The organism is Emticicia fontis (genome assembly GCF_054779675.1).
In genome coordinates this window covers 216,560-229,439 of record NZ_BAAGXU010000011.1, presented here as the reverse complement: position 1 = coordinate 229,439, position 12,880 = coordinate 216,560, and the positions used below count along the sequence as shown (strand labels likewise).

General features: G+C 37.7%; 11 protein-coding genes and 1 riboswitch. Of the genes, 8 read left to right on the top strand and 3 right to left on the bottom strand.

What is annotated here, in order from left to right; translation table 11 throughout:
• Positions 1 to 129: 129 nt before the first annotated feature.
• From ACYVFA_RS07420 to ACYVFA_RS07400, 5 genes are all read left to right on the top strand, one after another.
• Entirely contained in the window at positions 130 to 1,122 is a 993-nt protein-coding gene (locus tag ACYVFA_RS07420; protein ID WP_460471181.1) for a YheT family hydrolase, read from the top strand.
• Between the two features lie 33 nt (positions 1,123 to 1,155).
• Positions 1,156 to 2,274, top strand: a complete 1,119-nt coding sequence (locus tag ACYVFA_RS07415; protein ID WP_460471180.1) for a mechanosensitive ion channel family protein — start codon at positions 1,156 to 1,158, stop codon at positions 2,272 to 2,274.
• Between the two features lie 38 nt (positions 2,275 to 2,312).
• Positions 2,313 to 3,065, top strand: a complete 753-nt coding sequence (locus ACYVFA_RS07410) for a Rossmann-fold NAD(P)-binding domain-containing protein (RefSeq protein WP_460471179.1) — start codon at positions 2,313 to 2,315, stop codon at positions 3,063 to 3,065.
• Position 3,066: 1 nt separating this feature from the next.
• Positions 3,067 to 4,113 (top strand): CHC2 zinc finger domain-containing protein, encoded by a 1,047-nt coding sequence (locus tag ACYVFA_RS07405; protein ID WP_460471178.1) that lies wholly within the window; start codon positions 3,067 to 3,069, stop codon positions 4,111 to 4,113.
• Between the two features lie 104 nt (positions 4,114 to 4,217).
• Positions 4,218 to 4,334: riboswitch (SAM riboswitch) on the top strand.
• Positions 4,335 to 4,454: 120 nt separating this feature from the next.
• A complete protein-coding gene (locus tag ACYVFA_RS07400; RefSeq protein WP_460471177.1) occupies positions 4,455 to 5,486 on the top strand; it encodes a homoserine O-acetyltransferase family protein in 1,032 nt (343 codons plus the stop codon).
• Between the two features lie 96 nt (positions 5,487 to 5,582).
• On the opposite strand, the gene ACYVFA_RS07395 is transcribed toward ACYVFA_RS07400, so the two are convergent.
• Complete coding sequence (locus ACYVFA_RS07395; RefSeq protein ID WP_460471176.1) at positions 5,583 to 6,170, bottom strand: hypothetical protein; 588 nt, start codon at positions 6,168 to 6,170, stop codon at positions 5,583 to 5,585.
• A gap of 125 nt (positions 6,171 to 6,295) precedes the next feature.
• Positions 6,296 to 6,898 (bottom strand): DUF502 domain-containing protein, encoded by a 603-nt coding sequence (locus ACYVFA_RS07390; protein WP_460471175.1) that lies wholly within the window; start codon positions 6,896 to 6,898, stop codon positions 6,296 to 6,298.
• A gap of 371 nt (positions 6,899 to 7,269) precedes the next feature.
• Here ACYVFA_RS07390 and ACYVFA_RS07385 point away from each other — a divergent pair, with 371 nt between their 5' ends.
• The 3 genes from ACYVFA_RS07385 to ACYVFA_RS07375 all read left to right on the top strand — a co-directional run bounded on the left by ACYVFA_RS07385 (position 7,270) and on the right by ACYVFA_RS07375 (position 11,573).
• Positions 7,270 to 7,458: a hypothetical protein gene (locus ACYVFA_RS07385; protein ID WP_460471174.1), complete on the top strand. Its 189-nt coding sequence runs from the start codon at positions 7,270 to 7,272 to the stop codon at positions 7,456 to 7,458.
• A gap of 97 nt (positions 7,459 to 7,555) precedes the next feature.
• A complete protein-coding gene (locus ACYVFA_RS07380) occupies positions 7,556 to 8,719 on the top strand; it encodes an exo-beta-N-acetylmuramidase NamZ family protein (RefSeq protein ID WP_460471173.1) in 1,164 nt (387 codons plus the stop codon).
• A 52-nt stretch (positions 8,720 to 8,771) separates the two neighbouring features.
• The gene (locus ACYVFA_RS07375; RefSeq protein WP_460471172.1) at positions 8,772 to 11,573 is read left to right on the top strand and encodes a M16 family metallopeptidase; all 2,802 of its coding nucleotides are present in this window, start codon (positions 8,772 to 8,774) and stop codon (positions 11,571 to 11,573) included.
• A gap of 69 nt (positions 11,574 to 11,642) precedes the next feature.
• Here the strand turns inward: ACYVFA_RS07375 and ACYVFA_RS07370 are convergent, their stop codons facing one another.
• On the bottom strand, positions 11,643 to 12,833 hold the full coding sequence (locus ACYVFA_RS07370; RefSeq protein ID WP_460471171.1) for a lipoprotein N-acyltransferase Lnb domain-containing protein: 1,191 nt from the start codon (positions 12,831 to 12,833) through the stop codon (positions 11,643 to 11,645).
• Positions 12,834 to 12,880 lie beyond the last annotated feature (47 nt).

Below are 12,880 nucleotides of genomic sequence, written 5' to 3'. Positions count from 1 at the left end.
GCCAAATTATTCTAAATCGATTATGAATTATAACAAATATAATTTTTAAACATGTTCTAAATGATGTTATTGTATTAAGACTATTGCTGATTCTTATTCAGCAAGACTTATCAAATTACCTTTAGTGTTATGCCAGTTTTACCAGTTAATACCGATTACCGTCCTCCCAGATGGCAGTTTAATGCCCATATTCAAACCATTTACCCGAGTCTTTTCCGAAAAATACCAGTTAATTATCAACGCGAGCGGGTTGAATTAGCAGATAGCGATTTTCTGGATATGGATTGGTCCTATGCCGGCAAGCAGCCATCTAAAAAACTTGTGATTGTTACACATGGCTTAGAGGGAGATTCAACGCGCCATTATGTAACTGGAATGATAAAGAAATTTAACGATAATGGTTACGATGGACTTGGTTGGAATTGCCGCAGTTGCAGTGGAGAAATGAATCGTCTACCTCGGTTTTATCATCATGGTGATATTGAGGATATTAGATTTGTAGTGGAATATGCCATTCAGAAACATCAATACGAAGAAGTGGTTCTGGTAGGTTTCAGCATGGGAGGAAGCATGACTATCAGATTACTAGGCGACCAGCCTGACAGATTGCCGGAACAGGTAAAATGCGGAATAGCAGTTTCTGTCCCACTCGATTTATTTACTTCTGTGTATGAATTATATAAGCCCGGACGACGCTTTTATATGACTCGGTTTATCAATAAGTTGGGTAAGAAAATCAAGCAGAAGGCTGTTCAGCATCCGAATAATCCTTTGTTGAATCATGAGGGTTATGAAAAGATAAAAGACTTTGAAGAGTTTGATAATCGCTATACAGCCAAGCTATATGGTTTTAAAGATGCACATGATTTTTATAAGAAGGCAGGAGCAAAGCCTTATCTGAAAAATATTTTGAAGCCTACTTTAATCGTTCAGGCAAAAAATGACCCTTTTCTTTCACCCGAATGTCTGGATTTAGGGGATGCAGAACTGAACCCTCACGTATATCTGCAATTATTACATTTTGGTGGCCATGTAGGCTTTATGTTGCCTGATTCGAATGAAACATGGGTGGAAAGAAGAGTACTTGATTTTGTGCAGAATGGTATTCAAACTTTGATATAGCCCCTGAAAATGGGCTCGTAATTTGTGTTTATAATGGATAAATTTCTCAGAACTACTTATTTTTATAATACTGCCGAAAACTGGCTCTGGTTTTTCGGAATACTTATTGTCGGTTTTTTATTCAAACGGATTTTATCAGTGACGGTAAGCCGGATAGTGTATCGAATCATGAAAAAGGAGACTCAAGGTGTTCCTGTAGCTGATTTCGTAAATCTACTGAGAAGTCCATTAGAGTTTCTTTTAGCTTTATTAATCATATATGGTGCAGTTAACGAAATTGTTTTTCCACGTAAATGGCGTATTATTCCTTTCGGAAAGATGCGTTTTGCTGATTTCGTCGACCGTACTTTGGATATGCTTTTTGTAGCAGGTATTACCTGGCTTATCATCCGGCTGATCCGCTTTTTTGCCTTGGTCTACCTCAAAAAAGCAGAAGAAACTGAATCTAATAAAGAAAAACAGTTAGTACCTTTTTTCCGGGATATTATCATCGTTCTGATTGCCTTTTCTTCTTTTTTTCTGATTCTTGGCTTTGTTTTTAAGCAGGATGTTATCAGTCTTATCACTGGCTTGGGTATTGGTGGGGTAGCTTTAGCTCTGGCCGCTCGTGCTACTTTAGAAAATCTATTCGCGTCATTTACACTTTTTACCGAGCAACCATTTATTGTAGGCGATGATATAGAATTAGGTACAATGGTAGGTAAAATTGAAAAAGTGGGCTTTCGCAGCACGCGTATCCGCAATGTAGATGGGAGTCTGGTTGTTGTTCCAAATCAGATGCTTGTCTCACAATCATTAAACAATATCTCTGAACGGATGGAACGCAGGCACAAGTTTTTTATACGTTTAAAAATAGAAGCTTCAATCCGGCAGATTAAGCAGATAATTGAAGAGGTGCAAACGATATTGGATAATCATGAAAGAATCAGCACTGGCGGTCATGTAAAACTGGATGCCATCGGAGATTATTCAATCAATATCCTGGTAGTATTTATGGCTGCTACGGCCGATTATTGGGAGAGTAAAAGTATCAGAGAAGAAGTGAATGTAGCAATTCTGCATATACTCGAAAAAAATCAGGTAGAATTAGCACAACCAGCTACCACACTTTTTAGTTTAACAGATGATAAAAATATAGATAATGATTATTAATGATAATCAGTTATTAAACTAAACCTTAGCAACAAGATATGTCTCGCATAGCACTTATCACCGGCGCAACTTCCGGAATTGGTAAAGCAACAGCATCAGCCTTTGCCAACAATGGTATTAATCTTATTTTATGTGGTCGCCGACAAGAGCGATTAGATAATTTGCAGGAACAATTCTCTAAGAAGGTATTGGTTACTACTTTGAAATTTGATGTTACCAATAAAGTAGAAGTTTTCAACGCCATTAATTCTTTATCGGATGAATGGAAGAGTATTGATATTCTAGTAAATAATGCAGGCAATGCTCATGGAATGTCACCCATTCAGGATGGTGATGTGGATGATTGGGACATGATGATTGACGGTAATGTGCAGGGTTTACTATATGTATCAAAGGCCATAATATCAGGCATGGTGGAACGTGAGAAGGGTCATATAGTGAACCTGAGTTCGGTAGCCGGAAAATATACTTATGCGAATGGAGCGGTTTATTGTGCATCAAAAGCAGCAGTGGAAGCTTTAAGCGAAGGTATGAGACTGGATTTAACACAACATGGTATAAAATTAACCAATATCGCTCCGGGAGCCGTTGAAACAGAGTTTTCTTTGGTAAGATTTAAAGGTGATGCAAAACGGGCAGAAAAAGTATATGAAGGGTTTGACCCTTTACAACCGGAAGATGTAGCTGATGCCATTTTATATGCGGTTAATACACCACCAAGGGTAACCATTGCTGATATTGTTTTATATGCCGGTGCGCAATCGGCACCAACGGTGATTCATAGAAAATAGCATGAACGATTTATTACAAAGGGTTAAAGAAATTGACATCAGGCAGGTAGCGAGAGATTTGGGATTTGATGTGATTCAAACCCGACGTATGCTATGCCCTTTTCATGTAGAAGATACTCCCTCGCTGGTTTTTTATCCGCCTCCACAAAATGAATTTCACTGTTTCGGCTGTGGCAAACGCGGTGATGTAATTAATTTGTATGCCAATGTTTGCCAGATAGATTTCAAGACTGCTCTGGAAGAGTTAGCTAGTAGGTATATCCCGAATTATGATGGCACTGGCTCAAAAAAAACACGAAAGATTGATGTTAAAAGTATTTATACCCGAAAGTCGGTAGAAGAAAAAACTTTTGTATTTCACGAAAAATTCAGCGATATCTACGAAGATTTTCAGAAGTTTTGTATAAGCCAACCTGCAACTGAATCAGCAAGAAAAGCTGCTGAGTATTTGCGGGGAAGGGGAATAGATGATTGGACAATCCGTTATTTTAAATTGTTTGTGATCAAAAATTACGGCTTAGCTAACGATTACCTCAAAGAAAAATATACCACAGCAGACCTGATCGCGAGTGGTATTGTCAATGAAAGGGGAAATCTGGTTTTCTTCAAGCATCCTATTATTATCCCTTATTATCAGAATGGTCGTATCGTTTATTTACAGGGTAGAACCATAGACAATCCACCAGAGGGTACAAATAAATATCAGTTCTTAACAGGTATCCCGAGAACTGTTTTCAATATTGATTCTTTGAAGAATCTGAGAGGAAATGCGGAAGTCTACCTGACAGAAGGTGCATTTGATTGCATGACTTTAGTTAAACACGGGATGATTGCCGTGAGTCTTGGTAGTGCCAAAACCTTTAAAAAGGAATGGATAAAACTCTTTAGAAAATTCAATATCTGGATATGGTTTGATAATGATACTGCCGGACAAACAGGTACCAGAGACCTGATGGAAGAGCTTCACCTGCACGGTATATCAGTAAACAGAAAGTATTTGCCCGACGATATTAAGGACATCAATGAGTACTATCTTAAATACTTCTAGTGTCGGCGTCAATAAAAAAGGAATTCAAAATCTTGTTTTCTACAAATTCAAGTTCCATATTTGCATCATCAATTCAAACAGATACTTTCCGTAGCTAATGGATTGATTTATACAGACGAGAGGAGAGAATAGGCTCTGTGAATCTCGGGCAACCTGTCCCGCTACTTGCGATAAGGTGCCAAAACCTACCGAAAGGGTCAGACCATTCGGACTTATAAACCAATCATAGACAATCGTTTTAAAATTGGTTTTGTTTACCGTATTACCGAGGGGTATGCGTTTTGTGTCACCTGATTTTCTGTACATCAGAGATTAGGCTAAAGATTTTGTACTCATAAACAATGGAAAACCAACAGATATTTCGCTACGACGAACCATTCAAATTAGAATCAGGCCAATGGTTACCTGAATTTCAGCTGGCTTATACTACTTTCGGAAAACCCAATGCCGCAATGGATAATGTGATATGGGTATGTCATGCTTTTACAGGTAATGCGAATCCGACTGACTGGTGGAATGGTTTAATAGGTGAAAAAAGATTATATAACCCAACCGAACATTTTATTATCTGTGCCAATATTATTGGTTCTCATTATGGCTCAACTAATGCGCTTAGTAAAAACCCGATTTCAGGTGAGCCTTATTATCATGATTTCCCTTTTATCAGTATACGCGATGTGGCAAGAGCCTTAGACTTGCTGCGTCAACAACTGGGTATTTATAAAATTAATACTCTTTTAGGCGGCTCTTTAGGTGGGCAACAGGCCCTTGAATGGGCATTGCTACAACCAGATCTGATTGAAAACCTGATTTTGTTTTCAACGAATGCTATTCATTCTCCTTGGGGAATTGCCTTTAATGAATCTCAACGCATGGCTATTGCTGCCGACCCATCGTGGACAGAAAGAAGCCCGAAAGCCGGTATGACTGGTATGAAAGTAGCCCGCTCAATTGCCTTATTATCTTATCGCAACTATGCTACGTATAACCGTACTCAATCCAGAGACGAAGGGCAGATAGATTTTTTTCGTGCCAATACCTATCAGAATTATCAGGGTGAGAAACTAGGTAAACGCTTTAATGCTTTTTCGTATTGGACTCTCTCTAAAATGTTCGATTCACATGATGTGGGTAGAGGAAGAGGTAAAGTAGAGGAGGTTCTTGCGACTATCAAATCAAAAACGCTGGTAATTGGAATTTCTTCAGATGTTTTATTCCCACCGGAAGAGCAAGCATTTATTGCACAGCATATTCCTGAAGCAAAATATGCTTTAATAGAATCGCTCTACGGCCATGATGGCTTCTTAATAGAGTTCGAAGCCATGACGGATACGATTCGGAATTGGGGCAAAGCTGATTTAGTGATTGAGTGAATGAGCGATTTAGTGAATTAGTGATTAATTTAAACCTCAGTGAAACTCTGTACACAACTTAGTGTAACTCCTTGGTTAATCCTTACACTTAGATTGCTAAAAACTCTGAAAAACCCTCAAACGGTAATTCTCAGTTAGCTTTTTACTTCTCAAAGCATTCTGCAAAACAGTAAATAGAGGAGAAGCTGCCGTTAATCCGGCTGCCAGAATTAATTTGGGGTTTGTTACAGGATTTACCCCCCATGCTGCCCATTCTATCAGAATGTATGAAAAAGGGGAGAAGTTGGCAATTCCAAATCGAATGGGCCTTTTAGGGTGCTTATAAATACGAGCTACATCTTTAATCTTGACTTCAACATATTCATAGCGATTCATTACTTCATTCAATGAAGTAATCACGAATGACGAATCAGTAATGTCATAAAGATTGTCTTCATAAACCATATCATCTTTGGTCTTGAATCTGAAAACATCACCTTTATAAAACTTTGTACGTCTACCGGTTCTTACTTTTTCTAAAACCAGATATTTATCTTTATTAAACATACTCCTTGCCTGTGAAGGGTCTTTTCGGTAGATGAGTTCTTCTACTGATTTTGCTTCACGCTGATGTATGTCTTGTGCAAAGCAGCCAAGTGTCAGAGAAAGAAAAAATAGCAGTAAATATGGTCTTAATCGAGTCATAGGATTTATATAGTAGCACGGAATCGTATTCCGTTGCGGGATAAATAGATATTTTTATTGATATGTGTTGCTTCTTTCAAATGGCAAGCATTGATTCATGTTGTTTGGTGTCTGTCAGTATGGTTTTAAAGCTTATCATTCACAGACACACCTCCTGAAACAATTAGCTTCATGATTTCAGCAATTGGTAAGTCGAGCATTTGTACGTTTTCTCTGGGTACTAATATCAGATTTCCCGAAAAGGCGTAACTATGCGGAAAGTAGACTGCCACTAAGTCACTAACGCCTAAATTACTCAAATCATTTTGTGTAATAAAGCCAATTTTATAAACTTGTGCTTCTTTATTGATGAGTACTATCGCACCCTGATTAAATTTACGTTTATCGCCAACAAAAGCCGAAATTAAATCTTTAAAAGCAAAGTAAAAAATCCTGACTAAAGGTAAATGACTAATCGCATTTTCGATTATATTCTGAATGGTTTGTGGGAGTAGTACCGAAAAAACAAATCCAATCAGCATAGTTCCGGTTATGATAATTAAAGAGCCTAAACCCGGAATAAATAATTCCCGATCGGGGTCGCCTATTGGAATTCTGATACGAATAAGGTTATCAACAAAATCAAAAGCGCCTAGTAAAATAAAAAAGGTAAATCCGAGAGGAGCAACAAAAAGTAATCCACGTATAAAATAGGAAAACAAACGACTCAGAATAGTTCGGCCGGTCATAGAAAAGGAATTTTAGTAATATAAGGTAATGCCTGTAAGATTAAGACGTAGCTATTAATTGAAACGCTAATGTCAAAGTAAAAGTTTGTAAGGGCAAGTTTAAATATTGTTTTTCTGATTGAAAAGGGTAGCATACTTTCTTGATATTTGCTACGAATGATTCATTCTTTTCTTTTGTTAAAATTACTATTAACAACTTATATTATATTGGTTTTACCAGTATGATTATAGCAAAAAGCTCTCACAATCTTTTGAAAACACTAATTTAAGTCGGAAATTTAGGGGAAGCACAGTCGGAGACACCTAGTCAGGGAAGCGTAGGCTTACATTGCAACCCGGATAGAGGAATTATTTTCTACAATTATAAAAAAATGGCAAAGATATATCCAGTTTTTGGGGAGTTTATGAGAAGAGGGAAAGCACTTGCTGATATGAAGCTAGCCGGAAATCGGTTTAAAATAGCGATTATCTATCGTTACGAGCAGGTAGTTTCGGAATATCAGCGTATCACCTACACAAACGAAACCAAAAATTGGCCCATATGGTCGAAACCTTTTTGAAAGAGGAAAGCAGCACAGGGATGGTTTCCAGAAAATCAGGTAATGCTGAAGGTAGTAGTATTGGCTTTTTACACTTGCTTAATTATTTAGAATAAATATGATTCAATTCGGAATTGATATACTATTAAGACAAAATCCTCATTGGAAAAGTAAAAATATTGGTCTCGTAACTAACCACGCTGCGACAACGAATAATTTACAACCTTCAAGGCAAGCCTTGCTTGAAAATGGGTTTAATATAGTCAAATTATTCTCGCCCGAGCATGGTTTAGATACCACAGGAGCAGATGGTGCAAAAATGTATGATAGTATTGATCCACTGACCCAGCTACCAGTTATCAGTCTATATGGAGAAAAATTAATAGCCAATGAGCAGGATTTAGCTGACATAGATATTCTGCTATTTGATATTCCTGATATTGGCTGCCGGTTTTATACCTATCTATGGACACTCTCTTATGTTTTAGAAGCCTGTGGTAAATTTAATAAATGTTTAATCATTGCTGATAGACCTAATCCTATCTCAGCGAATTTAGATAGGGCAGAAGGAGTGATGCTTGATGAGAGCCATTGTTCTTCGTTCATAGGCCGATGGGGTATTCCTTTAAGACATAGCTGTACTTTGGGAGAATTAGCAATGTATTTTAATGAATCGAAAGGAATAAATGCGAATATTGAGGTTATTCGGTGTGAGAACTGGCAAAGGAATACATACCAGCCTGATTGGGAAATACCCTTTGTACCAACTTCTCCAGCCATGAGAGGTTTTCAGTCCTCATTGTTATATCCCGGATTAGGATTGCTGGAAGCGACTAATATCAGCGAAGGTAGAGGTACAGAAATGCCCTTTACTATCATTGGGGCACCCTGGTTAAACAATAATTTGCTGTCAGAAAAGTTATTTAATTCGAAATTGGAAATGCAGCCCATTACGTTTGTGCCAACTGAAAGCAAATATGAAAGTGAAGTGTGTAGCGGTATAAATTTTCATGTAAAGGATTTTGCAGGATTTAATACGCTCATTAATGGATTAATGCTAATCAAGTTAATAAAAGATCAGCATCCGGAATATTTTGCATGGAAACCCTATCCTACAAACGTTAACCCGACAGGAACCAAACATCTTGATTTACTTTTAGGAATTCCTTATAGTGAGTCATTATTTGAATTACCATTAAAAGATTTTGAAGAAGAGATAAAAAGTATTACTCTTGCAAAAAACTGGAAAGGAAACATCCAACCATATTTGCTGTATTCCTGAAGTTAACAAACCTTAATTACATATAAAAACCGAATTTTAATTCATGATCATTATGAAAAAGATGAGAAATCTGCTCCTGCTTTTGCTCGTGACTTCACAGACATTTGCACAGAACCTGAACATCCCGATTCCGAATAACCCTGCCGTAAAAACCGGAACATTGAAAAATGGGATTAAATATTATATCCTGAAAAACGTAGAGCCTAAAAACCGGATGGAACTTCGTCTGGTAGTCAATGCAGGTTCAATCCTTGAAACTGACCAGCAATTAGGTCTTGCCCATTTTATGGAACATATGAATTTCAATGGTACGAAAGATTTTCCTAAAAACCAGTTGGTAGATTTTCTTCAAAAATCGGGGATGAAATTTGGTGCGGATTTGAACGCCTCGACCAGTTTCGATGAAACGATTTATCAATTGCAAGTGCCAACGGATTCTGCTAAGTTATTTGAGCGTGCCTTCCAGATTTTAGCAGATTGGTCGCACTATGCTACCCTTGATACGACCGAAATCAATAACGAGAGAGGCATCGTACTAGAAGAAGAAAGAGCCAGATTTAAAAATGCACAAGGACGTGTTCAACAAAAACTGCTTCCGCTTTTATTGAATAATTCAAGATATGCAGAACGTATTCCGATTGGGAAAGTAGATATTCTGACATCTTTCAAACCTGAACAAATTATTAAATTCTACAAGGATTGGTATCGCCCGGATTTAATGGCAGTGGTTGCTGTGGGTGATTTTGACCCTGCACAGGTAGAGTTCTTGATCAAAGAGAAATTCAGTAATATTCCTGAAAACAAGAGCGGCCCGAAGCGTGTCAAGTATGAAATCGCTCCTTCAAAGGGTACGCAGTCAGCATTATTGGTGGATAAGGAGATTCCTCAGACAGTTTTTCAGTTGTATACCAGAATGCCGCAGGAGAAAACCAGAACACAGGCTGATTATCGGACTGACGTAGTTGAAAACCTGTTCAATCAGATGATAAGTACTCGTTTACAGGAAATCACCAAGAAACCTAATCCGCCGTTTGTATTTGCTATTATGGCTTATAGCCCATTTTTAGCCGGACTAAATGCTTTTCAGGTGATTACTCTACCAAAAAATGCTGATGGTCTGGAAACTGCCATTAAAGCGGTAATGGATGAGCAGGAAAGATTGAGGAAATTTGGCTTCTCTAAAGGTGAATTGGAAAGAGCCAAAAAAGATTATATGGTAACTATAGAGAAAGGTTATAAGGAGAAAGATAAAACCAAATCGGCAGCATTTGTGAATGGTCTGGTTCAGAATTATCTGCAAGGCACGCCTTATACCAATGCTGATTTTAGGTATGAGTTCGTAAAAAAACATCTGGATGGTATCACGCTGGCAGAAGTAAATGCAATTGCGACAAAGGTAATAAAAGAAGATAACCGCATTGGTATGGTAATCGGCTCTGAAAAAGATAAAGATAAGCTGCCGTCAGAAGCGAAGATTCTGGAGTTGATACAGTATAAAAGCCCGGATTTGAAGCCTTATGAAGATGAAACAGTAGCTACGGCAATTCTGGAGCAGATCCCAACAGGCACTAAAGTAGTGTCAGAAAAGAAAATCGATGAGATCGGGGTAACAGAATTGACATTTGGTAATGGAATTAAAGTTGCCTTAAAACCAACTAATTTCAAAAATGACCAGATTCTGTTTTCTGGTGTGAGTAAAGGTGGTACATCATTATATTCAGACGCAGATTATTACTCAGCCGAATTGGCTTCCACCGCTGTTTCGCAGGGAGGAGTAGGCAAACTGTCTGATATTCAGCTAGATAAATTCTTGTCGGGTAAGGTTGTGAGTGTCTATACTTATATTGACGAGCTCAATGAAGGCGTTTCCGGTAATACGACACCGACTGATCTTGAAACGGCTCTGCAATTGATGTACGCTTATATTGTACAACCCAGAAGAGACGATGAAGTAGTAAAAAGCTTCCTTAAGAATCAGAAAGAACTGATTGCCAATTCACTTAAAACATTAACACCTGAAAAGGTTTTCAGTGATACCATTACTACAACTTTGTATCAGAAGAACTTCCGACGTATCCCAACCAAACCGGAAGATATTGACAGAGTAAATCTGGATCGTGCTTTTGAAATCTATAAAGACCGTTTCAGTGATTTAAGTGATTTTACCTTTGTATTCGTGGGTAATTTCGAAGTAGAAAAGATAAAACCTTTGTTAGAGAAGTATATTGGCGGGCTACCATCAACCAAACGTGTTGAATCGTATAAAGATCTGCACATTGATAAAGTAAAAGGCAAAGTAGAGAAAACAGTTTATAAAGGCCTGGAAGATAAAGCTTCTGTGAATCTACAATTTAATGGAACATTTAATTATACTGAGGAAGAAAGGTTAAATCTGGATGCCTTAGCGGAAGTACTGGACATTAAACTCACAGAAAAACTTCGTGAAGAGGCGGCTGGTGTTTACTCACCAAGCATCGGCGCTTCTTATAGTAAATTGCCAAGTCCAAAGTACAATCTGACGATTTCTTTTGGTTGTTCGCCTGCCAATGCTGAAAAACTAGCTAAAATTGCTTTAGATGAAATTCAGAAAATCAAAACCAACGGCCCAGAATCGGTAGATATTGATAAGGTGAAAGCCGAAGAAAAACGCTCGACAGAATTGCAGGTGAAAGAAAATAGCTTCTGGAATTCGTATCTGTCAGACCAGTATTTTTATGGTGATGATTTGAATTTTATCAATCGTTACAGTAAAGAAATGATTGATAAAATAAGTGTAGAAAGTGTGAAGAAGGCAGCTAATCAATTCCTGGGGGATAATTTCGCTAAATTCGTATTGTTGCCTGAGAAGAAATAAGTTCTTGAATAAGTCCATATCAAAAAGCCAAATCATTTAGATTTGGCTTTTTGATTATAAGGTCTGTTTTTAAAACGTACTCAATTTATTTCGTAATCTCCACCAGACAAAGAAAGACCTCATGGCTAAAATCAGGACTACCGGAATCAAAGAGTTATTAATTTCTTGTGGCAGAAAAGCCCAACTTAATAATAATAATATCTGAATGACACCATAAGCCATAAAATGCGTTGCTAACCAGGTGCGCGAAGTATCTTTTTTGATAAGCAAAGCAATTGGGAATAAGAGGGGATAAGCCCAGATGATATTCAGGTTGTACTCGGTAACGCCATGATTGGTAAAGAACCATAAGAAAACGATTACCCAACCTACAATACCCGTTATGGTAAATAAAATTTTATCAAATAAGAAATTGCTGTTATATTTCTTTAATTGAAGGAAAGTAAGCCCACCTGCTAACACAAAAAGTCCCCAGAAAAGTATATTTGGGGTGATGGTCTCTTTTTCTTTAATCACACCGTTGAGAACCTCAGGATTTAAATCTTTTTTTTGAGAAACCAGAGGTTGCCAAACGCCATTTCTTTTGATTTTAGCTTTATCGAAAGCATCCCGCAGATTATCCGGCAAAAACATCGCACCACTGGCACCAGTTATACGGTCAGAGGGTTCTCCGATAGCTAAATCCATCCCAAAATCTGCCCATAGTTTATTGTTTTTCCGGGCATATACATCAATCCACTGTCGATAACTGCTATCTGCATGCACATTATTTGGAAATGTCAGACTATCTCCGCAAACAGTTTTCAGCACATCTCTTAATCTGCTTGAACAGTTATCATAAAAGAACTTATAAGAATAAAATCTGTTTTCTGGTAACTGATTTTTTATAAGAAAAGCATATATATCCTGTTTTTGCTGTTGCGATAAATTTAATACTTGCTCACCTACCAGACGATTTTCATAACTCCATCCATAAATCTCATTTTCATAATAATCGACGCTGATTTTATAAGGCAAGGTACCTCTCAGAAACTTCAGATAAAATCCTTTGGTTCTAAACTCAAAAGCCCCATAATTATAAACAATATCCAGTGCTTGCATAGGGTCTTTGATTCTGATACCACTATGCCCGAACGTAGAATATAGAGCATCGCCGGGAGCGATGGTTAATAAACTGACAGTTGCATAAGGCGAAAGCATTTGAGCCGAAGAAAGAAGAGAAATAAAGGCAAAGAGTATAAGCAGGGCGTATCTTTTCATGCAGGATAGTGTTTTCTTTTGCTGCAAAGGTAAAATAAAAGCGCACA

Coding starts and splice junctions, on each gene's coding strand:
- ACYVFA_RS07380 (WP_460471173.1), top strand. CDS start 7,556: ATGATTCAATTCGGAATTGATATACTATTAAGACAAAATCCTCATTGG.
- ACYVFA_RS07405 (WP_460471178.1), top strand. CDS start 3,067: ATGAACGATTTATTACAAAGGGTTAAAGAAATTGACATCAGGCAGGTA.
- ACYVFA_RS07395 (WP_460471176.1), bottom strand. CDS start 6,170: ATGACTCGATTAAGACCATATTTACTGCTATTTTTTCTTTCTCTGACA.
- ACYVFA_RS07420 (WP_460471181.1), top strand. CDS start 130: ATGCCAGTTTTACCAGTTAATACCGATTACCGTCCTCCCAGATGGCAG.
- ACYVFA_RS07410 (WP_460471179.1), top strand. CDS start 2,313: ATGTCTCGCATAGCACTTATCACCGGCGCAACTTCCGGAATTGGTAAA.
- ACYVFA_RS07370 (WP_460471171.1), bottom strand. CDS start 12,833: ATGAAAAGATACGCCCTGCTTATACTCTTTGCCTTTATTTCTCTTCTT.
- ACYVFA_RS07390 (WP_460471175.1), bottom strand. CDS start 6,898: ATGACCGGCCGAACTATTCTGAGTCGTTTGTTTTCCTATTTTATACGT.
- ACYVFA_RS07385 (WP_460471174.1), top strand. CDS start 7,270: ATGGCAAAGATATATCCAGTTTTTGGGGAGTTTATGAGAAGAGGGAAA.
- ACYVFA_RS07415 (WP_460471180.1), top strand. CDS start 1,156: ATGGATAAATTTCTCAGAACTACTTATTTTTATAATACTGCCGAAAAC.
- ACYVFA_RS07400 (WP_460471177.1), top strand. CDS start 4,455: ATGGAAAACCAACAGATATTTCGCTACGACGAACCATTCAAATTAGAA.
- ACYVFA_RS07375 (WP_460471172.1), top strand. CDS start 8,772: ATGAAAAAGATGAGAAATCTGCTCCTGCTTTTGCTCGTGACTTCACAG.